General features: G+C 62.9%; 26 protein-coding genes, 1 pseudogene and 1 other annotated feature. Of the genes and pseudogenes, 10 read left to right on the forward strand and 17 right to left on the reverse strand.

Features of this window, described 5'->3' with window-relative positions; translation table 11 throughout:
- Positions 1 to 19: 19 nt before the first annotated feature.
- Positions 20 to 856 (reverse strand): bifunctional allantoicase/(S)-ureidoglycine aminohydrolase, encoded by an 837-nt coding sequence (locus DNK59_RS11260; RefSeq protein WP_092313290.1) that lies wholly within the window; start codon positions 854 to 856, stop codon positions 20 to 22.
- 187 nt (positions 857 to 1,043) lie between these two features.
- The gene (locus DNK59_RS11265; RefSeq protein ID WP_092313287.1) at positions 1,044 to 1,928 is read right to left on the reverse strand and encodes a LysR family transcriptional regulator; all 885 of its coding nucleotides are present in this window, start codon (positions 1,926 to 1,928) and stop codon (positions 1,044 to 1,046) included.
- A 219-nt stretch (positions 1,929 to 2,147) separates the two neighbouring features.
- On the opposite strand from DNK59_RS11265, the gene DNK59_RS11270 reads away from it, so the two are divergent.
- Positions 2,148 to 2,342, forward strand: coding sequence for a hypothetical protein (locus DNK59_RS11270; protein ID WP_092313284.1), 195 nt, complete (start codon positions 2,148 to 2,150; stop codon positions 2,340 to 2,342).
- A 107-nt stretch (positions 2,343 to 2,449) separates the two neighbouring features.
- Here the strand turns inward: DNK59_RS11270 and DNK59_RS11275 are convergent, their stop codons facing one another.
- The 13 genes and pseudogenes from DNK59_RS11275 to DNK59_RS11330 form a co-directional block, all read right to left on the reverse strand.
- Entirely contained in the window at positions 2,450 to 3,856 is a 1,407-nt protein-coding gene (locus DNK59_RS11275; protein ID WP_110723240.1) for an aldehyde dehydrogenase family protein, read from the reverse strand.
- A gap of 9 nt (positions 3,857 to 3,865) precedes the next feature.
- Positions 3,866 to 4,909, reverse strand: a complete 1,044-nt coding sequence (locus DNK59_RS11280; RefSeq protein WP_092313278.1) for a homoserine dehydrogenase — start codon at positions 4,907 to 4,909, stop codon at positions 3,866 to 3,868.
- Between the two features lie 458 nt (positions 4,910 to 5,367).
- Positions 5,368 to 5,769: a hypothetical protein gene (locus tag DNK59_RS11285; RefSeq protein WP_110723241.1), complete on the reverse strand. Its 402-nt coding sequence runs from the start codon at positions 5,767 to 5,769 to the stop codon at positions 5,368 to 5,370.
- A gap of 208 nt (positions 5,770 to 5,977) precedes the next feature.
- Positions 5,978 to 7,182 (reverse strand): annotated as a pseudogene (locus DNK59_RS11290) (IS3 family transposase).
- Positions 6,788 to 6,904, reverse strand: a sequence feature (AL1L pseudoknot). It overlaps the preceding pseudogene by 117 nt.
- 541 nt (positions 7,183 to 7,723) lie before the next feature.
- Positions 7,724 to 7,975 carry a hypothetical protein gene (locus DNK59_RS31645; RefSeq protein ID WP_146249903.1) on the reverse strand — a complete coding sequence of 84 codons (252 nt, stop codon included), beginning with the start codon at positions 7,973 to 7,975 and terminating at the stop codon, positions 7,724 to 7,726.
- Positions 7,950 to 8,264 (reverse strand): papain-like cysteine protease family protein, encoded by a 315-nt coding sequence (locus DNK59_RS11295; protein WP_110723242.1) that lies wholly within the window; start codon positions 8,262 to 8,264, stop codon positions 7,950 to 7,952. Before DNK59_RS11295 ends, DNK59_RS31645 begins: the two co-directional genes overlap by 26 nt.
- A complete protein-coding gene (locus tag DNK59_RS11300; protein ID WP_371920277.1) occupies positions 8,265 to 9,143 on the reverse strand; it encodes a VENN motif pre-toxin domain-containing protein in 879 nt (292 codons plus the stop codon).
- A gap of 132 nt (positions 9,144 to 9,275) precedes the next feature.
- Complete coding sequence (locus DNK59_RS11305; protein ID WP_110723244.1) at positions 9,276 to 9,536, reverse strand: hypothetical protein; 261 nt, start codon at positions 9,534 to 9,536, stop codon at positions 9,276 to 9,278.
- A 251-nt stretch (positions 9,537 to 9,787) separates the two neighbouring features.
- A complete protein-coding gene (locus DNK59_RS11310; protein WP_060840062.1) occupies positions 9,788 to 10,225 on the reverse strand; it encodes an Lrp/AsnC family transcriptional regulator in 438 nt (145 codons plus the stop codon).
- A gap of 22 nt (positions 10,226 to 10,247) precedes the next feature.
- Positions 10,248 to 11,624 (reverse strand): threonine synthase, encoded by a 1,377-nt coding sequence (gene thrC / locus DNK59_RS11315; RefSeq protein WP_110723245.1) that lies wholly within the window; start codon positions 11,622 to 11,624, stop codon positions 10,248 to 10,250.
- Positions 11,625 to 11,640: 16 nt separating this feature from the next.
- A complete protein-coding gene (locus DNK59_RS11320; protein WP_092313272.1) occupies positions 11,641 to 12,531 on the reverse strand; it encodes a LysR substrate-binding domain-containing protein in 891 nt (296 codons plus the stop codon).
- A gap of 41 nt (positions 12,532 to 12,572) precedes the next feature.
- Complete coding sequence (locus DNK59_RS11325) at positions 12,573 to 14,009, reverse strand: amino acid permease (RefSeq protein ID WP_110723246.1); 1,437 nt, start codon at positions 14,007 to 14,009, stop codon at positions 12,573 to 12,575.
- 152 nt (positions 14,010 to 14,161) lie between these two features.
- Positions 14,162 to 15,436 carry a cystathionine gamma-synthase family protein gene (locus tag DNK59_RS11330; RefSeq protein ID WP_110723247.1) on the reverse strand — a complete coding sequence of 425 codons (1,275 nt, stop codon included), beginning with the start codon at positions 15,434 to 15,436 and terminating at the stop codon, positions 14,162 to 14,164.
- Positions 15,437 to 15,675: 239 nt separating this feature from the next.
- Between DNK59_RS11330 and DNK59_RS11335 the strand changes: the two genes are divergently transcribed.
- The 4 genes from DNK59_RS11335 to DNK59_RS11350 all read left to right on the forward strand — a co-directional run bounded on the left by DNK59_RS11335 (position 15,676) and on the right by DNK59_RS11350 (position 17,420).
- Positions 15,676 to 16,212, forward strand: coding sequence for a DinB family protein (locus tag DNK59_RS11335; RefSeq protein ID WP_110723248.1), 537 nt, complete (start codon positions 15,676 to 15,678; stop codon positions 16,210 to 16,212).
- 118 nt (positions 16,213 to 16,330) lie between these two features.
- On the forward strand, positions 16,331 to 16,651 hold the full coding sequence (locus DNK59_RS11340) for a YceK/YidQ family lipoprotein (protein ID WP_092313259.1): 321 nt from the start codon (positions 16,331 to 16,333) through the stop codon (positions 16,649 to 16,651).
- A gap of 63 nt (positions 16,652 to 16,714) precedes the next feature.
- The gene (locus tag DNK59_RS11345) at positions 16,715 to 16,969 is read left to right on the forward strand and encodes a YceK/YidQ family lipoprotein (RefSeq protein ID WP_371920278.1); all 255 of its coding nucleotides are present in this window, start codon (positions 16,715 to 16,717) and stop codon (positions 16,967 to 16,969) included.
- Positions 16,970 to 17,030: 61 nt separating this feature from the next.
- Positions 17,031 to 17,420 carry a YceK/YidQ family lipoprotein gene (locus tag DNK59_RS11350; protein WP_256596335.1) on the forward strand — a complete coding sequence of 130 codons (390 nt, stop codon included), beginning with the start codon at positions 17,031 to 17,033 and terminating at the stop codon, positions 17,418 to 17,420.
- A 36-nt stretch (positions 17,421 to 17,456) separates the two neighbouring features.
- Here the strand turns inward: DNK59_RS11350 and DNK59_RS11355 are convergent, their stop codons facing one another.
- Positions 17,457 to 18,233: an EAL domain-containing protein gene (locus DNK59_RS11355; protein WP_110723250.1), complete on the reverse strand. Its 777-nt coding sequence runs from the start codon at positions 18,231 to 18,233 to the stop codon at positions 17,457 to 17,459.
- A gap of 250 nt (positions 18,234 to 18,483) precedes the next feature.
- Here DNK59_RS11355 and DNK59_RS11360 point away from each other — a divergent pair, with 250 nt between their 5' ends.
- Positions 18,484 to 19,485: an AraC family transcriptional regulator gene (locus tag DNK59_RS11360; RefSeq protein ID WP_110723251.1), complete on the forward strand. Its 1,002-nt coding sequence runs from the start codon at positions 18,484 to 18,486 to the stop codon at positions 19,483 to 19,485.
- Between the two features lie 56 nt (positions 19,486 to 19,541).
- On the opposite strand, the gene DNK59_RS11365 is transcribed toward DNK59_RS11360, so the two are convergent.
- Positions 19,542 to 20,060, reverse strand: coding sequence for an SgcJ/EcaC family oxidoreductase (locus DNK59_RS11365; RefSeq protein ID WP_047305201.1), 519 nt, complete (start codon positions 20,058 to 20,060; stop codon positions 19,542 to 19,544).
- A gap of 172 nt (positions 20,061 to 20,232) precedes the next feature.
- Between DNK59_RS11365 and DNK59_RS11370 the strand changes: the two genes are divergently transcribed.
- Genes DNK59_RS11370 through DNK59_RS11385 form a run of 4 tightly spaced genes read left to right on the forward strand, consistent with a single transcriptional unit; the run spans position 20,233 to position 24,831 of the window.
- A complete protein-coding gene (locus tag DNK59_RS11370; protein WP_110723252.1) occupies positions 20,233 to 21,393 on the forward strand; it encodes a sensor histidine kinase in 1,161 nt (386 codons plus the stop codon).
- Positions 21,390 to 22,058, forward strand: coding sequence for a response regulator transcription factor (locus DNK59_RS11375; protein WP_110723253.1), 669 nt, complete (start codon positions 21,390 to 21,392; stop codon positions 22,056 to 22,058). The genes DNK59_RS11370 and DNK59_RS11375 overlap by 4 nt, the downstream gene beginning before the upstream one ends.
- Positions 22,055 to 24,382 carry an ATP-binding protein gene (locus tag DNK59_RS11380; protein ID WP_110723254.1) on the forward strand — a complete coding sequence of 776 codons (2,328 nt, stop codon included), beginning with the start codon at positions 22,055 to 22,057 and terminating at the stop codon, positions 24,380 to 24,382. The genes DNK59_RS11375 and DNK59_RS11380 overlap by 4 nt, the downstream gene beginning before the upstream one ends.
- Entirely contained in the window at positions 24,379 to 24,831 is a 453-nt protein-coding gene (locus DNK59_RS11385) for a response regulator (protein WP_092313235.1), read from the forward strand. The genes DNK59_RS11380 and DNK59_RS11385 overlap by 4 nt, the downstream gene beginning before the upstream one ends.
- The last annotated feature ends 20 nt before the right edge of the window (positions 24,832 to 24,851 follow it).

Below are 24,851 nucleotides of genomic sequence, written 5' to 3' on the forward strand. Positions count from 1 at the left end.
CCCCTGCCCTGTCGTTGGATCAATGCGGCGCGTTGAGGGTCAGGCGCATCTGGCGGTTCACATCCTTGTACAGCAGGTAGCGGAAGCGACCCGGGCCACCGGAGTAGCAGGCCTGCGGGCAGAACGCGCGCAGCCACATGAAGTCGCCGGCCTCGACCTCGACCCAGTCCTGGTTCAGGCGATACACCGCCTTGCCTTCCAGCACATACAGGCCGTGTTCCATGACATGAGTCTCGGCGAAGGGAATCACGCCGCCCGGCTCGAAGTTGACGATGTTGACGTGCATGTCGTGGCGCATGTCGCTCATGTCGACGAAACGGGTGGTGCTCCAGCGACCGTCGGTGTCCGGCATCACACGTGGTTCGATGTCCTGCTCGTTGGTGACGAACGCGTCCGGGTACGGCACGCCGTCGACTTTCTGGTAATGCTTGCGGATCCAGTGGAAACGCGCCTCGGTGCCGCTGGTGTTGCGCAGCTTCCAATCAGCCGCCGGCGGGATGAAGGCGTAACCGCCGGGCTTGAGGACGTGCTCCTGGCCCTTCAGGGTCAGGTTGACTTCGCCTTCGACGACGAACAGCACCGCTTCGGCGTTGGGGTCCTGCTCGGGCTTGTCGCTGCCGCCATTGGCGCCGACTTCAACGATGTACTGGGAAAAGGTTTCGGCAAAACCCGACAGCGGACGGGCAATCACCCACATGCGCATGTTGTCCCAGTGCGGCAGGTGGCTGGTGACGATGTCGCGCATCACGCCCTTGGGGATCACGGCGTAGGCTTCGGTGAACATGGCACGATCGGTGAGCATTTCGGTCTGCGCCGGGTGCCCGCCGTGGGGTGCGTAATAAGTGGTTTTGGACATCGAGACTCTCCTCATTGTTGTTTTGCTGCCCCGTGCAGCAGTGCCGCCGGGGTGAACAAAGCTGCGGGTCGACGCACCACGGAGCGCGGCGCGGACCACGGCTGGGCACCACGATATCCAGGGCCGCCTTCATGCACAAATTAAATACCAAAATCCGGCATATTCATTTATCAAATACCAAACAGGCTCAGCCCCGGGTGTCCTGGGCCAGTACCCGAGACAATACCCGGGCCAGCTCCTTGACCATGGGATCCGCCGCCGGACGGTGCAGCAACGCCACCTCGAACACATCCACCGATGGCAGCCCGGTGCTGCGGGCCAGCACCTGATGCCCCGCCGTCACCGCGCGCAACGGCAGCAGGCCGATGCCCATGCCATCGGCAATCGCCGACTGCAGGCCACTGAGGCTGGAACTGGTGAAACTGATGTGCCAGCGCCGTCCGATGGACTCCAGGGCATTGATCATTTCATCGCGGTACACCCCACGCGGCGGGAAGGTGACGATAGGCAGCGGGTCGAGGTCGATGCAGGGGTTTTTCGCGCTGTCCACCCAACGGGTCTTCTCCGGCCAGCAGCCGAGGGCCTCGCGGCTGTTGCGCAGTTGCTTGAGCACCACCAGGTCGAGTTCGCCGCGGTCATAGCTGGCGCTCAGGTCGCGACTCATGCCGCTGGTGACTTCCAGCTTGACCTGGGGATAGCGGCGGTTGAAAGCGGCCAACTGCTCGGTGGTGCGCCCGGCGGCAAAGTCATCCGGCACGCCGATCCGCACCGTCAGCGCCACCGTCGCGCCGGACAGCGCCTCAAGCATCTCGTCATTCAGCGCCAGCAGGCGCCGGGCATATCCCAGCAGCGTGGCGCCGGCATCGGTGGGCAGCACGTCGCGATTGCCGCGTTCCAGCAGCCTATGCCCGGCCATTTCCTCCAGGCGGCGGATCTTCTGGCTGACGGTGGATTGGGTCGAGTGCAGGCGACTGGCCGCCGTGGTGAAACTGCCGCAATCGGCCACCGTGACAATGGCTCGCAGCAAGTCGAGGTCGAACAGGCGGCTATTGGGTTTCTCGATGTTGCTCATACCGGTATCTATTTTCTGAATGCGTTGCGCCTTTCTACCGGGTCTCGCCCGGGGAAACAATTCCATGGGCTACAAGAGGCACGCCGGGCAAAAAAGCAGCCGACGGCTGCGAAAAGTATTTTTCGGGCCGGCATCATTGGCAATCTGTATCAGTATGTAACAGAGTAAGATGACGTCCTACTTGGATCGATCCGTGGTTCTGGTCTGGAGATGCTGAAAATGAAGTTGAGCTGCCTCAAGGTGCTGCTGGTCAGCGCCACCCTTCTGCTGGGCGCCTGCTCCAGTGCGACAACCCACAGCTGCTATTCGGACAAGTGCCGGCTTGGCGGTGGCGTGAGCAATCTGAACCCCAATGGCAACACTGCCCTGGGCAATAGCTTCAACCAGTACGGCTCGACCCTGCTGCACGACTGAACAACGCTCCCCGGGCCTGGACGCCGCACCGTGGCCAAAAAAAAACACCGGGCAGGTGACCAAACCTGCCCGGTGCCCGACGACCTGTCGTGTTGCTGCAATCGACCTCAGCTCAGGCGGTTGAGGCACACCACCTTGGGCTGGGTCATTTCCTCATAGGCGAAACGCACCCCTTCGCGGCCCAGGCTGCCGTACTTGAAACCGCCAAACGGCATGGCATCGAAACGGTAATCGGACGAATCGTTGATCATCACCCCGCCTGCCTCGATCCGCCGCGCAGCGTCCATGGCGGTGCGCAGATCGTTGGTGAAAATCCCCGCATGCAGGCTGTATTCGGGCTGGTTGGCCAAGGCGATGGCCTGATCCAGATCGTCGAACGGCTGCAAGACCACCACCGGCGCAAAGACCTCGTCCTGCCACAGCCGACTGCCGTGGTCGACATTCTCCAGCACCGTGGCGGCGTAGCAGGAACCCCGACGCTGATGCCCGCAGAGCAGCCGCGCGCCCTGCTGCAGCGCTTCATCCACGACCTTCTGCGCGTTCTGCGCCGCCTGCAGGCTGATCATCGGCCCGATATCCGTGCTGTCGGCCAACGGGTCGCCGCTGACCTGCTCCCGGGCCAGGCGCACAAAAGCCTCGCGAAACGCCTCGTAGATCGAGGCCTGGACCAGCAGGCGCTGGGTGCCGATGCAGTTCTGCCCCGCCGCCCAAAAAGCGCCGGACACGCAGCTTTCCACCGTCGCCTCCAGGTCGCAGTCGGCCATGACGATCACCGGCGCGTTGCCCCCCAGGTCCATGGCCAGCTTCTTCAGGCCGGCGCTGCGGGCGATCTGCTCGCCGGTGACAAAGCCGCCGGTGAAGGAAATCATCCGCACCTCGCGGGCCGCCAGCAGGGCCTTGCCCAGCTCCGCGCCGCCGGTGGCCAGGGTCACCACCGAAGCCGGCAGCCCGGCATCGCGCAAGTAGTCCAACAGCTTGATCGCCGACAGCGGCGCCAGCTCCGACGGCTTGAGGATCACCCCGTTGCCCCCGGCGATGGCCGGGCCCAGCTTGTGCGCCACCAGGTTCAGCGGATCGTTGTAAGGGGTGATCGCCAGGATCAGTCCCAGAGGTTCGCGGGAGAACCAGCCCTGACGGTTTTCCGAACCTTCATAAGCATCGAAGGGCAGCACCTCGCCCGCATTGCGCTTGGCCTCCTCGGCCGACAGCCTGAGGGTGTTGACGCAGCGCTTGACCTCCTTCTGCGCCTGTTTCAGGGTCTTGCCCGCTTCATCGACGATCAGCCGGGCGAAGTGCTCGGCATCGCGCTCGATGTTCAAGGCCGCCCGCTCCAGAATCCGTGCCCGCTGATAACGCGGCAGCGCCGCGCAGTCGCTGACGCCCTGGCGGGCCTGCTGCAACAGGTAGGGCACGGCACCGGCCTCGAGGCGTGGCACGCTCCCGATCAGCCGACCATCGAAGGGGCTGCAAACGTCAATCGAATCGGCGACCGGCGCCAGGCGTGACAGGTTCATGGGAGGCTCCTAGCGGCAGGTGCGCGACTGATGGATGTGGATGATGTCCGAGAGCAAGGCAAAGGCCGTCTCGATGCGCCCGGCGCCCGGCCCGGACACCGTCACCGCGCCCAGCAGTTCGGTGTTGAACGACACCGCGTTGATCGCCCCGCCAATCCCCGCCAGCGGATGGGCCAGGGGCAACAGCCGCGGCTCGACACTGGCCTGCAGCGAGCCATCGGCCAGGCGTTGGGCCGACCCGATGAGCTTCCAGCGCGCGCCCTCGGCCCGAGCCTGCTCCAGGTCCGCCGCCGTCAGGCCGGAGATGCCGCGGCAACTGACGTCGCTGACGGTCAGCTGTGCACCGAGCAGTTCGTTGGCCAGGATCACCACCTTCAAGCGCACGTCAAAACCTTCGACATCCGCCGTCGGATCAGCCTCGGCATAGCCCAGGGCCTGGGCCTCGGCCACCGCCTCGGCAAAGCCCAGGCCGGCGTCCATGCGGGTCAGCACAAAGTTGGAAGTGCCATTGAGAATCCCCTCGAAACCCGACAGCTCGCTGCCCGCCAGGGACTGCTTGGCCATGCGGATCACCGGAGTGCCGCTCATCACCGCGCCTTCGTACTCGAACGCCGCCTGATTGCGCTGGGCCAGGGCCTTGAGCTCGGCGCCGTGCAGGGCGATCGGCCCCTTGTTGGTGGTCACCACATGCTTACCCTGCTCCAGAGCCCAGCGGCAGAAGGTGCTGGCCGGCTCGCCGTCCACCGGATTGGTGAAGGTGGCCTCGGCGATGATGTCGGCGCCGGAATCCTTGATCACCTGCTCGTTGAGCGCCTCCACCTGGCCGCCCGGCAGTTGCGCCAGGGCACCTTTGGTTGCCGGCAGCTTGCTCAGCAGACCAGCATCCAGCCCCTGGGGAGCGACGATGGAACCGAGGAACAGATCGCTGATGCCGACGATTTTCAGGCTGAAGCCCAGTTGTTTTTTCCATGCCTGATTGCGCTCGGCAATCAGTTGCGCCAGGGCCCGATTGACCCCGCCGAAGCCCACCAGGGCAATGTTGTATTCAGTCATTTTTGTTGTGTTCCATCCGGGTTGAAAGCTGATGGACACAAGGTTAGGGGCCCGGGCCGGGCAGTGAAATATGCCGTTTTGCTGTATTTGCTGAGCATTTTGCTCAAGCCTGGAGCCAGGTGAGCGGGCATGGAACATGGGGGGTAGTGTAGTGGTCCAATGAAACCGGACACCCATTTAGGCGAGAGTGCTCGCCATATATGGAGTTCATTCCTGGCTGCCAGTAATAGGTCTTGGGCAAACCTATTACGCCAGGTATCTCAGCCATATAAAAAAGTGGGGCGCCGGCAAGCAAGTAGTCTACCGCCTTAGGGAAAATCGCCTGATCCAGGTCGTGAACACTCCTTACGGCGGACACCATCAATATATAGCCAATGTTTCCTCAGACTAAAAAAGACCACACAACAATCAAACCAGCTCAACTCTATTGAAACATACACTCAGCCAGCATTTATAACTTACCACTCCACACCAAACTCTTGATAGCGACCACTCACTTGAGCATAGGAAAGCAACTCGTCATTTACATCATACAAGATCGAGTTCCATTTTTTTCCAAAAACAAAAGCAACCCACAAGTAGAGAAGCTTAGCGCGAGGACTATGATCCAGGCGCAGTTCCACAATAATCTGCGGTGCCGCCCCTAACTTCGCCTCCCACTCAGCGACATCCCTGTCACTGTACATTTCATGAATCATATCTTCATCCAACAGCCCCAGCCATACACTCGACTCCCCCTTATCAACTCCTCCACGCGAAGCTCCCAAGTGCGGGATATAACCACCTACACCCTTAACAAAATTACAAAACTCCTCAGTACTTACAATTTCAGACGAAATAATCATGGCCGAATCACTCATACTCAAAACCCACCTTTGTTCGCTGCATACTCGAAAAGTTGCTCCATGTTACTTACCACTTTTACCCCTAACTTCTCGTACGTCTTTATCTGCTGCGAACTTGACATATTTGGCGCAAACAAAACAACCTCCTTACGATCAGGATTAAGCAATGTATTGTTCTTCAAACTGAATCGCCCCGGCCTTTGTGGAGGCTGTTTCATTTAAGTCAGGCCGCCATGGCCTGACCTGTTTGTTGCTGGTAGAAGTTTGCCTCAGCCTCCGCAGGCGGGATATAGCCGATTGAACTTAGCAACCGTTGGTAGTTGTACCAGTGCACCCATTTCAGGGGCGCCATTTCTACAGCCTCGCGGCTCTTCCATGACTGACGGTCAATCAACTCAGCCTTGTACAGACCGTTGATGCTCTCAGCCAAGGCGTTGTCGTAGCTGTCGCCCTTGCTGCCAACAGAAGGCTCGATGCCGGCCTCCGACAGCCGCTCGGCGTAACGAATCGAGACGTACTGGCTGCCACGGTCGCTGTGGTGAATCAGACCACCCATACGATGTGACTGACGGGCATACAGGGCTTGTTCCAGGGCATCCAGTACGAAGTCGGTCTTCATGCTGGTACTGACTCGCCAGCCGACGATACGGCGTGCTAAGACGTCGATCACGAACGCCACGTACAGCCAGCCCTGCCAGGTCGACACATAGGTGAAGTCCGACACCCACAGCTGGCTTGGGCGGTCGGCATGGAACTGACGCCGGACACGATCCAGCGGGCAAAGGGCCTTGTCGCCAGCCACCGTTGTCCGCACAATCTGGCCACGTCTGATGCCCTGCAATCCGGCCCGACGCATTAAGCGCTCCACCGTGCATCTGGCGACCTCAATGCTTTCTCGCCGCAACTGCTACCAGACCTTCACCGCGCCATAGCACTGCATGTTGGCATACCACACTCGCTGGATTTCCGGGATCAATGTGTCGTCGCGCAGTGCTGGGTTACGAAGTTGGGCCGCATGCCTGCGGTAACCGGACGGGGCGATCTGCAAGACGCGGCAGATCGACTCGACCCCGAGACGGTCACGATGCTGATCGACAAATGTCCTCAGGACTTGGTGCGGCGGTCGAGCTCCGCCTGGGCAAAATACGCACTGGCCAGGCGCAGGATCTCGTTTGCCTTACGCAGTTCGCAGTTCTCGTGCTCCAGGGTCTTGATGCGTTCACGCTCTTCGCTGGTTGGCCCAGGACGTTGACCGGCATCAGTCTGGTGGCGACGAATCCAGCCATGCAGCGTTTGCGGAACACAGCCGATCTTCGGCGCAATGGCCTCAATGGCTGCCCACTCGGAGGAGTAATCGTTCAGGTGCTCCAGAACCATGCGCACGGCACGTTCACGGATTTCAGGGGAGTAGGTCGTGGTCTTTTTCATAGCCTCATCTTCTCAAGAGTTGAGGCCTCCACGAAACTCGGGGCGATTCATACGTTGTTTTTAGAGTTCAGCATATAAACCCCCTCAACACTTCTCAGGTTACCCACCCTTTCCGGAGCCCCGAAAGTATCTTTGTTCTTTACAAGGTTGCCTGAGCTGTAGACCCGTTTGAATCCACGACCAAGATCAGCACCAAGATCTCCAACGCCCGCCACAGTAATCCTTACTACACTTTTCCCAAGATCTTGTGCGATTGCCTTTTGCAAAGCTCCGTTGTTTCGCACCGCTTGACCCGCAACTACTAACAAATCATCGCTATGAAAAGCTGACGAGAGCGGCGGTACGGAAGGCCCTACATTTGCAACCGGCTTAATCGCCGATTTTGCACGTTAAATCAGTTCTCCATCTGTAACGCTTCCTCCATGTACCGATATTGCATGAGCATTCTTGTGACTGGTAACAAGCAGCCAGCTGCTTGGGGTCAATTGGCGCTTTGATGCCTGCGGCATCATTCGCAACTTTAATTCCCCCCTCAGCCTAACTAAAAATCACCGACATAAAAAGGGAAAGTCACATCCTCCCCACGATAAATCTCAAACACCAATCGATGCATACTTTTCACACTCTCTGCATTTTTATGCAATACCTCCTGAAGATCTAAACCATACTCAACAGATAACACGACACCTTGACACACCTTTACTTCATCTAAAAAAGACTGCTCTCCATATTTTAAAAAAAACGAATACACTCCTTTATCTTTTGCCTCACAACCAATAACCATTAATTTCATAATCTACTGCCCCCCAGATTGAATAACCATTCCACGTCCTTTGAAATTCTTTCATATCCATTTTGTAGCTAGTTCCTTTCCACGGATCACGAATCATCACACGCCCGCCGCTATCCAAGCCATCTACCACAACCCAATGCCCAATTTTACTACCTCTTTCCCAAAGCTGAGCAGCCCACGCCCCTGTTGAACTCAACCCATGAAAAGTCCCAATATCGTCCGCATCAACACCAGACCCAACCCACTTACGAGAGCCAGAAGAGTCTAGTTTATTCAGTACAGATGCCAACTATGTCTCATAAGTTTCCCCGTCACCTACAAGTTCTGAAATAACACTTTGAGAAGCATTAATTTTTCGATCCCCAAGCATCATTGCAACACAGGCCTGTCCGCAACTAAGACTATTAACTTGCTTAACTACAGAAGGATCCACCACCTCATCTATAACTTTCCAATTACCGCCCGCGCCACCTAAAGTTTTTTCTGAGGTCGATAAACCATCAATACTCCCCCCCTTTCCGGCCAGTGTAGGAGCATCAGGTTTGCCAGTTGTTTTCCCCAAAGCAACAGACAACGCCTCAGAGCTCACCTGTTTCCCAGTCTGCTTTTGCAGCTCCATCAGCGCTCGGACGTCGCTGAGTTGCTCCGCTGTCAATTTGGCCGCTCCACCGGCGACCAATCCGGCTGGTAGTGCCTCACTCGCCACAAATTCGGCTAACCAAATATTGACTTCGTTGACGCACAGCACCGGATTAGCCTTGCAACCAGCCATGGAAGCACGGGCAAGAGCAATGACTTCAGGAGTCGCTGCAGTGGCGGTTAAAGCCACTAACATAGCAGCAGAAAGTACCAGACCACCGCCAGCTCCTTGCTGCGCAATCTTGCCTTTGCACTCGATGTCACACTCTTTGTTATTGGATAACCAAAGCGCGAGGTTAGTGCCAACATCCATGCCCATGGCGTTGTTCTCGGCAGCATTCTTGGCGGTTTCTCCACCTGCCACCGCGTTGGCTAGATCGCCGCCAGCCAAGCAGCCCAACAGACCACCAGCCAACGTCGACAGCGCCGATATCTGCTGCCTTTCGGCCTCTGTCAGTTGATCAACGGATTTGTTCGGGAACAGCTTGGTAGCGACTAGCTCTCCGATACGGGCCCCAGAAGGTGTCACGCGGTTGCAGGGCAGCCGAAGGCTGGCGGGCCAGGAAGGCAAATTGGCGAACGTCCATGTCGAGAATCTCAGGCAAAAAGCGGAATTAGAGGAACAGGTCCAAACGGAAATAGATCGATGCTTCCCGCTCACTCAGGGCATCTGGCCGTTCGAGGGAGTGGGCGAAGGCCAGGCTGGCGGCGAGGTGCTTGCCACAGGCAGGTCGTTGAGCTCTTTGAGACGCTGCTGCTGTTCTTCCAGCAGGCGATTCTGCAGGTCGTGGATCAGGTACTGGTCGCCGGGGTTGAAGGTCGGTGCGGGCAAGGGGGCGGCAATCGCCATGTGCAAAGTGCCGACCAGCAGCAGGCAGGACAGCACACAGCACAGCCTCGTCCTGAGGGTGGAGATGGACATACTCGATCCTTCGAAAGGGCAGCAAGGGTCATGACAGGGCGAGCGATGTTAATGTGCCACTATCTTGGCGTCAAATAAGCACTCAACACCCCGACAAACTGCATATCTCCTCGAGAAACCAGGCCCTGCAGCGGGTGCCGATATTAGGATTGCCCCGGTAAGCGACACATCAGACGCTTCTGAATCTTCAGGAAGGATTTCAAGACAAAAAAGCCAACACTGGTTGGCTTTTTCAAGCAGCCGGACGCGCCCTAGCTCACCGACGACAAGACAAAGGAAGTCACGGTATTTTCCACCCCCGGCAAGGCGGCGATGTCGTTCCATACCCGGTGCACCCGCTCCGCGGTGGCGGCGCTGACCCGCACCAGCACGTCGAACTCGCCGCTGAGCACTTCGCACTGGACGATCTCCGGCATGGCCCGCAAGGCCTGCAACACCTCGGCGCCACGCATGCGGTCGTAGCGGTAGACGAAGATCAGCGCATTGATCCGGGTGTCCGCCCCGCGCCCCTCGCCCACGCGAATGGTGTAGCCCTGGATCGCGCCGTCGCGCTCCAGGCGTTCGATGCGCTGGCGCACGGCGTTGCGCGACAGGTTGACCTTGGCCGCCAGCTCGGCGTGGGCCGCCCGGGCATTGACGCTCAGCTCGGCCAGGATGCGCTCGTCCAGAGGATCGAGAATCCGCTTCATGCAGCCCCCTTGAACCGGTCCATCACAGTGCCTTCAGGCTATGCAGCAGCGCGGCAAAATCATCCGCCGCCAGGGTCTGCCATTGCTGCGTCGAGGGGGCGGCCACCGCTGGCGGGACCACTCCGGGAATGCCCAGCTCACCCAGCAGCCGTGCCGACTTGGCCGGGGCGATTTCCCCCAGGGTGACCATCGGCGCCACCAGGCTGCGGCGGTACAGGCGCGCCGCCAGAACCCCGGTGGCGGCATGGGGATCGATGACGTAGCCGGTGTCCCGATACAGGCTGACGATCTCCTTGCCGGTCTCTTCGTCGCTCACCGAATAGGAGTCGATGATCATCCGCGCCTGCAGCCAGGCCTCGTTGTTCAGGCTCATCTCGCCGCTGTCCTCGAACCCGCGCATCAGCGCCGCCACCGCCTGCGGGTCCTGGCCATACAGCTCCCAGACCAGGCGTTCGAGGTTGGCGAACAGCGACAGGTCCATAGCCGGCGACAGGCTCTGGCGGGCCTGCCCGCGGGAGTAGCGGTTCTTCAGGAACAGCTGATGCAGCGCGTCATTGCTATTGGTGGCGACAATCATCTGGGTGATCGGCAGGCCCATCTTCTGCACGATGTAACCGGCATAGACCTCGGCGAAACTCGCCGCCGGCACGCTGAACCCGATGGGCCGCTGGCCGCCGCCCAGTTGCAGCACGGCATGGAAATACAGCACCAGCTGGGCCATGACCCCCACCCAGTTGCTGGAGTTGAAGCCGATGGCCTCGTGCTCGGGCAACGGCCACTGGCGCAGCAGGCGGCTGACCAGGGTCTGGCAGTCGTCGAAACTGCCCTGCACCGCAAAGCGCCACAACCCCGGGTGATGCGCCGCCTGCAACTGCCGCCCCTGCTGCTCGGGCACTGCGTTTTGCGGATAGAACACCAGCACCTGGGTCTGCGGGCAGTCCTTGAAGGCGTCGATCGCCGCCAGCCCGGTGTCGCCGTTGCTGGCGCCCACCAGCACCCCGCGACGCTGCCGGCGCTGGAGAAAGTAGCTCACCAGCTGGGCCTGCAGGCGCGCGGCAAAGTCCTTGGCCGAACCGCTGGGGCCATGAAACAGCTCCAGCAGCCATTCGTTGCGATCGATCTGCCGCAGGGGCGCCACCGCGCGATGGCCAAAACCGCTGTAGGCCTTGTGCAGCAGCGCCTTGAAGTCGGCCTCGGGCAGGCTGTCGCCGACAAAGGGGCTGAGCACGCGAAAGGCCAGTTCGGGGTAATCCAGGGTCGACCAGTTGGCGATTTCCTGGGGGCTGAAACACGGCAGCCGCTGCGGCACATAAAGCCCGCCGTCGGCGGCCACGCCGGACAGGACCACGGTTGCAAAATCCACCTGTTCGGCGGCACTGCGGGTACTCACATAGCGCATGCTTGGCTCCGGCCAGTCATTTGTAGCGATGGGCCTGCTCCACCAGCCAGGTGGAAAACTTCAGCGCATCGGGGTGTTGCTCGGCATCGGCGCCGCGCACCAGGTAAAAGGATTCGCTGGCCTCGATACGCTGCTCGAAGGGCTCCAGCAGACGCCCGTCGGCCAGCATGTCGGCGACCATCGAGGAACGGGCCAGGGCCACGCCCTGCCCCAGCTCGGCCATGCGCAGGGTCGAGATCAGGGTGTCGAACTGCATGCCCCGGGACGAGTCCACGCGGCTGGCGCCGGCCCGTTCAAGCCAGTAGCCCCAGCCCTCTTCATAGCCCAGCACATGCAGCAGTTGATGGCGGGCCAGATCGTCCGGCACCTGCAGCGGCAGGCGCGCCAGCAAGGCCGGGGCGCAGACCGGGAACAGGCTGTCCCAGGTCAGGCGCTGGGCCACCAGCCCCGGCCAGTGACCGCGGCCCCAGCGGATTTCCAGGTCGTCCTCGCCATCCAGTTCCTTGACCCAGATGTTGCTGATGTAGCGGATATCCACCAGCGGATGGCCCTGCTGGAAATCCGCCAGCTTGGGCGCCAGCCAGTGGACGAAGAACGCCAGGCTGCCGCGCACCTTGATCGGCCGGTGCTGGTGCTGGCCGAAAATCTCGTTGGTGCCCACCGCCAGCCGGGTGATGGCGTCCTGCACCACCGGCAGGTAGGAGCGTCCCTCCTCGGTCAGGTCCAGGCCCCGGGGCAGGCGCTTGAACAGCGCCACCCCGAGGTGGCTTTCCAGCTGGCGGATCTGCTGGCTCACCGCCCCCTGGGTGAGGAACAGCTCCTCGGCGGCGTGGGTGAAGTTCAGGCAGCGGGCGGACACTTCGAAGGCGCGCAGCCAGTTCAGCGGGGGCAAGCTTTTCTGCTTCATGGCCTGGCTCTCATCAACACCCTGGATGCCGTTGCCGGCCGTCAGCCCGGCAGGGCATCGGACGAGCGTGCCAGGGGTGCCAGGGCCAGGCGCCGCTGGCGGCTACTGCGGGTAATGTAATACACGAAGTAGCACCAGGCGATGAACGGCACACCGAAGTACAGGGCCACCCGCTGCTCGGGATCGAAGCCGATGCCGATACAAGCCAGGGCGCAACAGAACAGTGCACCCAGCGGCACCCAGGGGTAGCCACGGACACGGAATTTCAAGTCGCGCACATCACCGCCGTTGGCCACATAGTGACGGCGGAAGGCGATCTGGCTGGCGGCGATGCTCATCCACACCACCACTACCGCCAGCCCGGAAATCGACACCAGGGCCAGGTAGATGGTGTCCGGGGCGAACACGCTGCTGAGCAGCGAAGCAGCACCACCGGCCATGCTCACGATGATCGCGTTGAGCGGCGTGCCCATGCGGGTCAGGGCCGAGAACTGCTTGGGCAAATGGCCCTGGTCGCTCAGGGTCCAGAGCATCCGCGAGGCGGCGTACAGCCCGGAGTTGGCGGCGGACAGCAGCGCGCTGATGATCACGAAGTTCATGATGTCGGCCGAGTAGGGAATGCCGATGTAGGTGAACACCGTGACGAACGGACTTTCCACCAGACCGGCCTGCTCCCGGGGCAACAGGGTGGCGAGAACGAAGATGGTGCCGACGAAGAAGATCGCCAGGCGCAGCACCGTGGTGCGGATCGCCCGTGGCACGTTGCGTTGCGGGTCACGGGTTTCGCCGGCGGCGATACCGATCAGCTCGGTGCCGGAGAAGGCGAAGGCCACCGCCAGCAGGGTCATGGCGATCGGCATGAAGCCGGTGGGGAACAGCCCCTCGCGGGTGAAGTTGCTCAGGCCGATGCTGTGGGCCTGGTCGATGTGCAGAACGCCGAGGATCGCCCCGCCGCCCACTGCCAGGAACGCCAGCACGGTGACCACCTTGACCAGCGACAGCCAGAACTCGGTTTCGGCGAACAGCCGCACCGACACCACGTTGGACAGGAACACCACCATGGCGAACAGCGCGCTCCAGATCCACACCGGGGTCTCGGGGAACCAGCGGGCCATGAGGATGCCGGCGGCGGTGAATTCCGAGCCGATGGCCACGGTCCAGGTCAGCCAGTACAGCCAGGCCACGGTGTAGCCGGTGCCGGGGCCGAGAAAGCGTGTGGCGTAGGTGCTGAAGGAGCCGGTCTCGGGCATCTGCACCGCCAGTTCGCCCAGGCACATCATCACCAGGTACACCATCAGCGCGCCGATGATGTAGGCGATCACCGCGCCCAGCGGACCGGCCTGGTTCACCGTGTAGCCGGAAGTGAGGAACAGTCCGGTGCCGATCACCCCGCCGAGGGCGAGCATGACAATGTGCCGGGTCTGCATTTCTTGCTTGAAGCCGCCGCGCAAGTCGGTCTGTTGTTCTTGTAGGGACATGATGGTTCTCATGAAAGTTGTCAGGGCAAGTCTCAATTTCTGCGACTGTGGAAATGGGCAGAAAACAAATCGGATGCCACCAGGTTTTTATTGTTATTCCTCTTCATGAAGCCCCCACTGGCTGCCTTGCTGTGGGGGTGTTGCGCGCTCTTTCAGTGGGCCACCTCGGCCCGGGCATTCAGGGAAGGGACGGCGCCGGGCGCCGGGTTGTGCTTGAGCGATTGGCGCAGCCAGGCAAAGGCCTGTTGCAGGTCGGCCAGCAGGTCATCGGTGTCTTCGATACCCACCGAGATCCGTACCAGCCCTTCGGAAATGCCCAGGGCCTGACGCTCTTCCAGGGTGTTTTCCACATGGCTGGTGGTGCGCGCTGGACCGTAGATGGTCTCCACCGCGCCCAGGTTGCCGGCGCAGTGGGCATAGCGCAGGCGCGGCAAGAGCAGCTTGACGCTGTCCATGCCGCCCACCAGGACAAAGCTGACGATGGCGCCGAAACCGCGCATCTGCGCACAGGCCACGGCGTGGTTCGGGTGGCTCGGCAGGCCCGGGTAGTTCACCGACTCCACCAACGGTTCGTTGAGCAGGAACTGCGCCAGCTGCGCGGCACTGTGCTGTTGCTGGCGCATGCGCAGGGCCAGGGTCTTGATCCCGCGGATGATCAGGTAGGCCGAGAACGGATCGAGGCTGGCGCCGTTGATTTCCCGGTAGTGACGCACCTGGCTCATCAGCGACTCGCTGCCGCAGGCCACGCCGCCCAGCACATCGCCGTGGCCACTGAGGAACTTGGTGGCGCTGTGAATCACCACGTCCACGCCCAGGGCCAGGGGGTTCTGGTTCAGCGGCGTGGCGAAGGTGTTGTCCGCCACCACCAGGGCACCGACCTGTTTCGCCGCGCTCACCAGACGCTGGATATCAACGATCTTCAGCGTCGGGTTGGTCGGGGTTTCCAGGTACAGCAGGTCGCAGCCCTGGGCGATCTCGGCTTCGATCTGCTGCTGATCGAAGGTTTCGCAGAGGGTCACGGCCACGCCCATGCGTGGCAGGAACTCCTCGAAAATCTTATTGGTGCCGCCGTAGCTGTCCTTGGTCGACACCACCCGCTGGCCGTGGCGCAGGAAGCTGTAGAGCACCCCGCTGATGGCCGCCATGCCGCTGCTGAAGGCCACTGCCGACTCGGCGTTTTCCAGGTCGCACAATTTGGCTTCCAGGGTTTCCACCGTGGGGTTGCTCATGCGGCTGTAGATGAAGCCCGGGGCCTTGCCCAGGGCCACGTCGTACCACTGGTCGATGTCGTCGTAGCCATAAGCGGCGCTGGCGACAATCGGCGTTTGCGTGGCGTTGTAGGGGTGACGGATCTGCTCTCCGCCCCAGACCACCCGAGTGGCGGTCCCGGGGTTTTCCAGCCCTGTGCGTTCAGTTTTTTTATTCATTGCAACGGCTCACCATAAAAGGCGCGCGGCCTGTTGCCGCGCTGGATCTGGTGGCCAATATAGAGAAAACCCAAAGCCCCGAGAAACGATGTTATCGGGGCCAAAGGGGCGGTTTTTTTAATGCCTGCAACCTGTGCAAAACACTCCGTGCACACAGCGTTGGCGACGCCCCTTGCACCCGGGCATCGAGGCTTGCGAAGCTGCTGCGCGCCAGCCCGGCAAATCACGGAGCAACCACAATGCAGCGCACCGAGCACCTGTACCTGATGGCCCGCTACAACCAATGGATGAACGCCAAGCTGTACCACGCCGCCATGACTCTGCCCGAGGCGCAGATCGTGCTCGATCGCCAGGCCTTTTTCGGCTCGATCCTCGGCACCCTCAATCATTTGCTGGCCGGCGACACCATCTGGCTCAAGCGCTTCGCCCAACACCCGGCGAGGTTTGCGGCCCTGGCGCCGCTGCAGCAAGTGGCCCTGCCCCGGGACCTCAAGACCCTGCTGTTCCCAAACCTCGACGGGCTCTGGCAGCAGCGCCAATGGCTGGACCAGTTGATCCTCGATTTCAGCCAATCCCTGAGCGAGGCCGACCTGGACAGCAACCTGCATTACGCCAACACCAAAGGCGTGGCCGCCGAGCGCAATTTCCACGCCCTGCTGGTGCATTTCTTCAATCACCAGACCCATCACCGGGGCCAGGCCAGCACCCTGCTGACCCAGGCCGGGGTGGATGTCGGCGATACTGACCTGCTGCTATTGATTCCATCTGAAATCTGATCGGGCGGCGCCCGCCGATCAGCTATTGGTGCCCCGTTATTGATCAGCGGCCTGTTTTTATTTGCGTCCTGTTATTTATCCGCGCCCTATCTAGCTTGCGCGCTCGGCTTCTGCGACGATGCGCGCGGCAAAAATCCGCTCGCTAAGGAATGGCATCATCAAAGCGCTCAACGCTGTACTGACATTGTCCCTGCTGTCCCTGGCGGGCTGCGGCACCCTGATCGCCCGCACCCCCAATGCCCATAGCGGCTACGACTACTACAAAGGCACCCAGGCCAATATCGAACTGCTGACCATGCGCGGCGCCAGCGGCTACGACGGCTATACCACGGTCTTCTGCTGGATGAGCATCGTCTGCCCGGTGGTAGCCATCGTCAGCCTGCCGGTGGACGCCGTGGCCGACACCGCGCTGCTGCCCTATGACGCGATGAATCACTGATTCTCGCCGGCCCCTGCCTCGACCCTGCGTGGAAGCCTGATCATCCGAAGCATCCTTTGCCTGTTGCTCAACACTCTGCTGCTGAGCGGTTGCGGCACCTACGTGGTTCGTAGCGGCCATGATTGGCGCGACGACCGCTATTACCGCGGCACGACGATGAACGCGCAGATACTCACCGGCTACGACATGGGCCACGCACGCATGATCACTGGCGCCTGCTGGGTCACGGTGGTGTGTCCTGTCCTGATGATCGCCAGCCTGCCCCTGGACGCCGCCGTCGACACCGTGCTGCTGCCCTACGACGCGATGAAGCCATGAGTCTCGCACCCCTGCCACAGCCCTGAATGGAAGCCTGATCATCCGAATCATCAATTACCTGTTGCTGCTCAACACCCTGCTGCTGTCCGGCTGTGGCACCTACATGACTCGCGGCAACGCTCTGGACTTTCGCGACGATCGCTACTACCGCAGCGTCAAGACCAACGCCCAAGTGCTCACCGGCTACGACATGGGCTACGCACGCATGATCACCGGCGGCTGCTGGGTGATGGTGGTGTGCCCGATCCTGATGATCGCCAGCCTGCCCCTGGATGCGGCGCTCGACACCGTGCTGCTGCCCTACGACGCGTTCCAGCCGGAACGGCCCAAGCGCAACATGCACGTGGACATGACGCGTTCGCCCCTGGAAGACCTGCCGGCATTGCCCGTCGCTGCCGAGGTGCAAGACCCGACCGCCAACACCCCGCCCATCACTGTGCAGCCCGACTGAACTGCGCGCCATCCCTGCCCCGCTGCCGCAGCATGGCTACGCCTGATCCGGTGCGCACAGCGCGGCCATCCGCTGCTGTTCCAGGCAGCAACGCCGGCCGAGGCGATCCACCTGCGGACGCCCGAACAGATAGCCCTGCCCCCACTCGCCACCACAGGCGGTAGCCAGGTTCTGGTCGGTGCCCGTCTCTACGCCTTCGATGATCACGCAGGGCGCCAGGGTCTTGCACAGCTGCACCAGGTGGCTGAGGGTCTGGGCGCTGTTGAGTTCACCGCGGGCGCGCTGGATGTAGCCCTTGTCGATCTTGACGATGTCCGGCCGGGTCTGGCGGATGAATTCCAGGGTGCCAAGGCCAGCGCCGAAATCGTCGATGGCCACCCGGCAGCCCAGTTCCCGCAGGCACAGGACGAACTCGCTGGCCGCCTCGATGCTCGGCGGCGTGGCGCTTTCGGTGATCTCGATCACCAGTCGCGCGGCCACTGAGGGGAAGTCCCGGAGCACCTGCAGAATCGGCAACCAGAAGCCGTCGATGATCGCGCTCTGGGCGGAAATATTGCAGCCCAGGCGCAGGCGCTCGTCACGGTGCAGCGCGTCGATCACGCAGCGCACCACGCTGTGATCGAGCTCGCGCATCAGTTGGTGTTTTTCCAGCAGCGCCAGAGGATAGACTTCGCCGCCCTGGGCATCGATGTGGCGCAGCAAGCCTTCGTGGTACAGCACCCGGCTGCTGTCGGGCAGCCACACCACCGGCTGGAACGCCAGCATCAGGCGGCCCTGGGCCAGTTCACGATAAAAGTCTCTGACGCTTTGCATGACAACTCCCCGGGGCAAGACAACGGCACCCTTGCGGCGAACCGGAGGCGACGCGCTGGCCGTCACCCTTCCCAAGGGCCCCTGGCCGAGCATGATCGACCCTGGCACAGGCCTTGAGGAAGTGTTCCTGGATACCTTTCGCTTGTCCTCGGAAACCCGCGGCACTGCCGAATCATCTGTGGCCCCGTGTTTATTGCAATCATGCCAATGGCCTCTGCGGTATCACTTAGCCATCAGTCCAGGAAGACCTATGCATAGAATGACCAGCGCCAGCTTTCGGGTGCTTGCCGATGTCATGAATGAGGGCGGCGCCCACGTCGAAACCTTGCTCAAGCAATTCGGCAGCAGCCTGCGGGATGTGTATGAAAACCCCAAGGGCGTGAGGCTGGAACTGGTCTATCAGGTGATACAGGAAGCCGTGCGCCGCACCGGCAAGCCGGATCTGGGCCTGCTGGCCTACAGCAAGGCCCATCCGGCCAACCTGGAGGCGTTGGGGTATGCGGTGATGTCCTGCGCCACCCTGGGCATCGCGCTGCAACGCCTGGTGGATTACCACGCGCTGATCAGCAACGGCTTCTGCATGTGCCTGGAACGCAAACCGCAGATGCTGACCCTGATCGGCTTCGACGTGACCAGCGAACCCTCGATCATGCCCCGGGCCTTTATCGACGCCGGCGCGGCCCAGACCCTGGGCCTGCTGCACTGGTTGTTGCCGCAGTACAAACTGCGGCCCCTGGCGGCCAGCTTCACCTACCCCGAACCCCTGGACACCACGTCACTGCGTCAGCTCTTGGGGGACAACCTGCAGTTCTGCGCGCCCTACAACAGCCTGTCCTTCAGCAGCCAGGATTGCGCCATTGCCCTGCCCACCGCCGACCCGGCCCTGGACGTGCTGCACCTGGAATACGCGCGCAACCGCCTCAACCTGCTGCACAACGGCTCGATGACCGCCAGGGTCCGCCGAGCGCTGTCCGAACGCCTGGCCCAGGGCGCCCCAAGCGACCTGCCGAACATCGCGCAGATGGTCGGGGTCAGCACCCGCAGCCTGCAACGCCGCCTGGGACACGAAGACGTGCATTTCTCGGCCTTGCTGGACGAAGCCCGCTTGATGCTGGCCCACAGCTTCCTGCGCAACTCCATGCGCAGCGTCAAGTACATCGGCGCGCTGCTGGGCTTTCGCGACCAGAGCAGCTTTCACAAGGCCTGCCTGCGCTGGTTCGGCATGACCCCGGGGCGCTACCGCGAGCAGTGAGCAGCGAAAACGACAACGCCGAGCGAGAGCTCGGCGTGAAGGCAACGCAAGGTGGATCAGTGAGCGGCCAGCTGCGGCTGGACTTCCGGCATGGCCGAGGAGTGATGGTTGAGGATCTTCCACTGGCCATCGATGCGCTCGTACAGGAAGGTGTAGCGCGCCTGGACCTTCTCGGCCTTGCCGGACGCATCGGTCAGGGTGAAGGTGTAGACGCCGCTGTCCAGGGCGGCATCCGGGCCCAGGTGACGGATTTCACGGTAGTTGATCTGCCCTACCGGCTTGGACGCCAGGAAGTGTTCGAAGTAGTCCTGGATCTGTGCGTGGGTGCTGCGCACCTGGTTCGACACGGTCGGCTGCAACACCGCATTCGGCGCATACAGGCTCACCACCGATTGCGGGTTGCCGGTCTGCAAGGCGCTGTTCCAGCGATCGAACAGGCCGGCGATCTCGCGGTCCTGGGCCGCTTGCGGCTGCTCGGCAACGGCGCTGTAGACATACGGCTTGACCTCGGCGGCCACAGCCAGTGGAGCGGTGAAGGCGAAAAACAGGGCCAGGGCAGTGGTTTTCAGTTTCATACGATGTCTCCAGTGGGTTTCAATGAGCCACACTTTGCCCATCGTCGTCGCCCGCGCCATCGGCCAACTGGAGCTTTTGGCCTATGCCATTCGGCAGATAGGCGTGACGTGCAGCAGCGGGTCTAATGCCTGCTTTTGTTCAACCGCAGCGCCGCCGCACTGGAGCACCGCCATGTCCACCCCTTCCCTCGACCCCGCCAGCGCCCTGGCCCTGCGCAGCCAGTATCGACAGTCCCAGAGCCGCGCCGCGCGCCTGCGGCTGCTGGTGGACACCGGCCAGGAACTGCTGCAACTGCCCCCCGAGCAGATGCGCCAGCGGGTGGTGCAGCGGGCTTGCGCCTTTGCCGCCATGGACCACGGGCTGCTGCTGGAATGGGCCGAGGATGGCGTGGTCCACACCCGCGCGGCCCAGGGTCATGAAGAACGCCTGCAAGGCCTGCGCGCCCTGGCCGATCACCCACAGTGGCCAGCCCCCCCGCCCAACCAGGACGCTGCGGTGCGGGTGCTGCTGCACCGCGCCGACGGCCGCGCCTTCGGCGCCCTGCTGCTGGCCAATAGCGTGCCCATCAGCGCCCCGGACAGTGAAGACCTGGAATCCCTGCAACTGCTGGCGACCCTGCTGGCGGCACACCTGGAAAACCAGCGCCTGCTGCGCGACCTGCAAGCCCGTGAGCGCAGCATGTCGGAACTGGTGCAGCGCCTGTTCAGTGCCCAGGAAGACGAACGCAAGCGGGTCGCCTATGACCTGCACGACGGCCTGGCGCAAACCCTGGCCGGACTCCATCAGCGCCTGCAGGGCTTTGCCGGGCGCTGTCCGCCGTTGCCCGCCGAGCTGCACCAGGACCTGCAGACCATCCTGCAACTGGCCCAGGGTTGCGTCGGTGAAGGCCGGCAATTGATCGGCGGCTTGCGCCCCCATGTGCTCGACGACTTCGGCCTGCTGCGGGCCATTGACCGCGAGGCCGACCGCCTGCGCGACGCCGGCCTGCTGGTGTACTGGGGGCAGCGCGCGCCAGAGCGCCTGCCCGATGCCGTGGAAATCGCCCTGTTCCGCATCGCCCAGGAAGCCATCAACAACATCCTCAAGCACGCCCGGGCCTCCCAGGTGCACCTGAGCCTGGCCCTGGAAGGCGGCCAGGCGCTGCTCGGGGTCAGCGACGACGGTTGCGGTTTCATCAGCTCGCCGGCCCCGCTGGCCGATCAACTGGGTCAGGTCGCCATGCACGAGCGCGCCCATCTGCTGGGCGGCCACTTCAGCTGCGAGAGCCAGCCCGGCAGCGGCACCCGCCTGCTCGCCAGCGTGCCCGTGCAACCCTTGGAGCAAACGCCATGAGTAGCCTGATACGCCTGGTCCTGGCGGACGATCATGAAGTGACCCGCACCGGCTTCGTCGCCCTGCTGGCGGGCAATCCGGAGTTCGAGGTGGTGGGCCAGGCCAGGGACGGTGAAGAGGCCCTGGCCCTGTGCGAGCAATTGCGCCCGGACATCGCCATCCTCGACATCCGCATGCCCCGGCTCAACGGCCTGGGGGCCGCGCGCCTTCTGCAGCAGCGCCAGCCCGAGGTCAAGGTGGTGATCTTCACCATGGACGACAGCCCCGACCACCTGGAAGCGGCCATGACCGCCGGCGCCGTGGGCTACCTGTTGAAAGACGCTAGCCGCGACGAAGTGATCGGCGCTCTGCAACGGGTGGCCCAGGGCGAGGAGGCCCTCAATAGCGCGGTCAGTGCGCGCCTGCTGCGACGCATGACCGAACGCGGCAGCGGCCAGCTGCCCCAGGCCCAGGCCCTGACCGCCCGCGAGCGCCAGGTGCTGGGGCTGGTGGCCGGCGGCTTCAGCAACCGCGAGATTGGCGAAAAGCTCGGCATCACCACCGGCACCGCCAAGGCCCACGTCGAGCGGGTGATCGGCAAGCTCGGCGCCTCCGACCGCACCCAGGCGGCGGTGCGCGGCATCGCCCTGGGGCTGGTGGCCCAGCCCAGCGGGCAGTGGCCATGAACCTGCGCAGCGCCCGACGCTGGGCCGACCTGCCGCTGCGCGGCAAGGCGCTGGTGGTAATCTCCCTGCCCCTGGTGATCCTGCTGCTGTCCCTGGTGCTGATCTACAGCGCCGAACGCCAGACCGCCCGCGCCGAAGAGGACGTGCGCCGGGTGCTGCTGGTGCAGGGCGATATCCAGACCGTGCACACCCTGCTGGCCGAGGCCGCGGCCAGCGTGCGCGGTTACTTGCTGACCCGCAGCGAGGATTTCCTGCCCACCTACCTCCAGGCCCGCCCGCAGATCGAAGCGGCCCTGCAACGCCTGGACCACAATGTGCGCGACGCACGCATGCGTGAGTACCTGCACAGCATCACCCCGCTGATCCAGACCAAGCTCGAAGGCCTGGTGGCCCTGCGCAACGGCAGCCGCGACGACAGCGCCACCGTGACCGCGATCCTCATCGACAACAAACAGGTGTTGGACGTGCTGCGTGAGCAGATCAGCGCCATGCGCATCCACGAGGACGCGCTGCTGGCCGAGCGCACCGCGGCCGCGGCGGCGACCCGCATGCGCCTGCTGTTCGCCACCCTGCTGGCCGCCGGTTGCGGGCTGTTCGGCGCCATCGTCGCGGTACTGTTGCTGTCGCGCGGCATCGTCACCCGGGTGCAGCAGGTCCAGGGCAACGCCCAGCGCCTGGCCCTGGGCCAACCCCTGCTGCCACAAGCCCCGGAGCTGGACGAGATTGGCCAGCTGGGCACGCGCCTGGTGGAGGCCGGGCAACTGCTGGCCGAACGCGAGCGCGCCCTGCGCGACAACGAGGAACGCCTGCGGCTGATCATCGAAGGGGTCAAGGACTACGGGATCTTCGCCCTGGACACCGCCGGCATGGTCACCACCTGGAACTTCGGCGCCGAACGGATCAAGGGCTACCGCGACCAGGAAATCATCGGCCGTCACTTCTCCCTGTTCTACCTGCCGGAAGAATGCCCGCAGCACCCGGACATGGCCCTGCGCGAAGCCACCGCCAACGGCCACTACATGGAAGAAGGCTGGCGCTGCCGCAAGGACGGCAGCCGCTTCTGGGCCAGCGTGGTGATCACCGCGCAATACGATGCCAGCGGCGCCCTGCGGGGGTTTTCCAAGATCACCCGGGACATCACCGACCGCCGCGCCGCGGAAATCGCCCTGGGCACCGCCCGCGAAGAAGCCGAAAGCGCCAGCCGTGCCAAGAGCGAGTTCCTCTCGCGCATGAGCCACGAACTGCGCACCCCGCTCAATGCCATCCTCGGCTTCGCCCAACTGCTGGACATGGACTCCAGCGCCGGCCAGCGGCCTCAGGTGGGGCATATCCTGCGGGCCGGCCAGCACCTGCTGGGGCTGATCAACGAGGTGCTGGACATTGCCCGCATCGAAGCCGGGCGCCTGCCGCTGAACGTCGAACCCATGCCCCTGGCGGCGGTGCTGCATGAGGCCCTGACCCTGGTGTCGCCGATGGCCACCGATGCCGGCATCCAGCTCAGCGTCTTGCCGGAACTGCCCGCCGACAGCGGGGTGATTGCCGATCGCCAGCGGCTGATCCAGGTCCTGCTGAACCTGCTGTCCAATGCCATCAAGTACAACCGCGCGGGTGGCCGGGTCAGCATTGAAGTGACAATCGAGCAGTCGCGCCTGCGCCTGAGCGTGATCGACACCGGCGCCGGGATCGCAGCCCATCGCCTGGAGTTGCTGTTCAAACCGTTCGAACGCCTGGACGCCGACCCCAGGGTCGAAGGCACCGGCCTGGGGCTGGCACTGAGCAAGAGCCTGCTGGAAATGATGGAGGGCAGCCTGAGCGTGCACAGCACGCCCGGCAGCGGCAGCCGCTTCACCCTGGAATTGCCTTACGTGAGCCTGCCCGACGCACCTGCGGTCGCCGCCTGCACGGCCCCGGCACTAGCGCCAGCCGCAGTACAGGCCGCCAGCCGTTACCAGGGCAAGGTGCTGTGCATTGAGGACAACCTGCAAAGCCTGGCGCTGATCGAAACCCTGCTGCAACGACGCCCCGGCATTCAGTTGCTGTCGAGCATGCAAGGCCAGATGGGCCTGGACCTGGCGCGCCAGCACGCGCCGCAGATGATCCTGCTGGACGTCCACCTGCCGGACCTGCAAGGCCTGGAAGTGCTGCAACGGCTACGAGCCTCCAGCAGCACCGCCAGCACGCCGATCCTGATGATCACCGCCGATGCCAGCGAACCGACCCAGCGCGCCCTGCGCGAGGCCGGGGCCACGGCGATCCTGAGCAAACCGATCCACATCCCGGTGTTCCTCGCCCACCTCGATGCCTGTCTAGCGGAGCCCCTATGAGTGCCGATATGCGCATCCTCATCATTGATGACCAGCGCCCCAACCTTGACCTGATGGAGCAGCTGCTGGCCCGCGAAGGCCTGCACAACGTCCTGAGCAGCACCCAACCACTGCGCACCCTGGAGCTGTTCAACAGCTTCGAGCCGGACCTGGTGATCCTCGACCTGCACATGCCCGAGTTCGATGGCTTTGCCGTGCTCGAACAGCTCAACCGGCGGATCCCGGCCCACGACTACCTGCCGATCCTGGTGCTCACCGCCGACGCCACCCGCGACACCCGCCTGCGGGCCCTGGCCCTGGGCGCGCGGGACTTCATCAGCAAGCCGCTGGACGCCCTGGAAACCCTGCTGCGGATCTGGAACCTGCTGGAAACCCGGGCCTTGTACAAAAGGCTGCGCACCCTGGTGCCGCCGGAGCAGATCGAACTGCTGCGCCCATCAAGAACCTGAGGACCGCACTCTGTAGCCGC

Origin of the sequence: Pseudomonas sp. TKO26 (genome assembly GCF_003225665.1) — a bacterium.
Taxonomy (GTDB): domain Bacteria; phylum Pseudomonadota; class Gammaproteobacteria; order Pseudomonadales; family Pseudomonadaceae; genus Aquipseudomonas; species Aquipseudomonas saponiphila.

Excerpts from the sequence above, each read along its gene's own strand:
- DNK59_RS11260 (WP_092313290.1), bottom strand. The coding sequence starts at position 856 with ATGTCCAAAACCACTTATTACGCACCCCACGGCGGGCACCCGGCGCAG.
- DNK59_RS11265 (WP_092313287.1), bottom strand. The coding sequence starts at position 1,928 with ATGAGCAACATCGAGAAACCCAATAGCCGCCTGTTCGACCTCGACTTG.
- DNK59_RS11270 (WP_092313284.1), top strand. The coding sequence starts at position 2,148 with ATGAAGTTGAGCTGCCTCAAGGTGCTGCTGGTCAGCGCCACCCTTCTG.
- DNK59_RS11275 (WP_110723240.1), bottom strand. The coding sequence starts at position 3,856 with ATGAACCTGTCACGCCTGGCGCCGGTCGCCGATTCGATTGACGTTTGC.
- DNK59_RS11280 (WP_092313278.1), bottom strand. The coding sequence starts at position 4,909 with ATGACTGAATACAACATTGCCCTGGTGGGCTTCGGCGGGGTCAATCGG.
- DNK59_RS11285 (WP_110723241.1), bottom strand. The coding sequence starts at position 5,769 with ATGAGTGATTCGGCCATGATTATTTCGTCTGAAATTGTAAGTACTGAG.
- DNK59_RS31645 (WP_146249903.1), bottom strand. The coding sequence starts at position 7,975 with ATGAAATTAATGGTTATTGGTTGTGAGGCAAAAGATAAAGGAGTGTAT.
- DNK59_RS11305 (WP_110723244.1), bottom strand. The coding sequence starts at position 9,536 with ATGTCCATCTCCACCCTCAGGACGAGGCTGTGCTGTGTGCTGTCCTGC.
- DNK59_RS11310 (WP_060840062.1), bottom strand. The coding sequence starts at position 10,225 with ATGAAGCGGATTCTCGATCCTCTGGACGAGCGCATCCTGGCCGAGCTG.
- thrC (WP_110723245.1), bottom strand. The coding sequence starts at position 11,624 with ATGCGCTATGTGAGTACCCGCAGTGCCGCCGAACAGGTGGATTTTGCA.
- DNK59_RS11320 (WP_092313272.1), bottom strand. The coding sequence starts at position 12,531 with ATGAAGCAGAAAAGCTTGCCCCCGCTGAACTGGCTGCGCGCCTTCGAA.
- DNK59_RS11325 (WP_110723246.1), bottom strand. The coding sequence starts at position 14,009 with ATGTCCCTACAAGAACAACAGACCGACTTGCGCGGCGGCTTCAAGCAA.
- DNK59_RS11330 (WP_110723247.1), bottom strand. The coding sequence starts at position 15,436 with ATGAATAAAAAAACTGAACGCACAGGGCTGGAAAACCCCGGGACCGCC.
- DNK59_RS11335 (WP_110723248.1), top strand. The coding sequence starts at position 15,676 with ATGCAGCGCACCGAGCACCTGTACCTGATGGCCCGCTACAACCAATGG.
- DNK59_RS11340 (WP_092313259.1), top strand. The coding sequence starts at position 16,331 with ATGCGCGCGGCAAAAATCCGCTCGCTAAGGAATGGCATCATCAAAGCG.
- DNK59_RS11355 (WP_110723250.1), bottom strand. The coding sequence starts at position 18,233 with ATGCAAAGCGTCAGAGACTTTTATCGTGAACTGGCCCAGGGCCGCCTG.
- DNK59_RS11360 (WP_110723251.1), top strand. The coding sequence starts at position 18,484 with ATGCATAGAATGACCAGCGCCAGCTTTCGGGTGCTTGCCGATGTCATG.
- DNK59_RS11365 (WP_047305201.1), bottom strand. The coding sequence starts at position 20,060 with ATGAAACTGAAAACCACTGCCCTGGCCCTGTTTTTCGCCTTCACCGCT.
- DNK59_RS11370 (WP_110723252.1), top strand. The coding sequence starts at position 20,233 with ATGTCCACCCCTTCCCTCGACCCCGCCAGCGCCCTGGCCCTGCGCAGC.
- DNK59_RS11375 (WP_110723253.1), top strand. The coding sequence starts at position 21,390 with ATGAGTAGCCTGATACGCCTGGTCCTGGCGGACGATCATGAAGTGACC.
- DNK59_RS11380 (WP_110723254.1), top strand. The coding sequence starts at position 22,055 with ATGAACCTGCGCAGCGCCCGACGCTGGGCCGACCTGCCGCTGCGCGGC.
- DNK59_RS11385 (WP_092313235.1), top strand. The coding sequence starts at position 24,379 with ATGAGTGCCGATATGCGCATCCTCATCATTGATGACCAGCGCCCCAAC.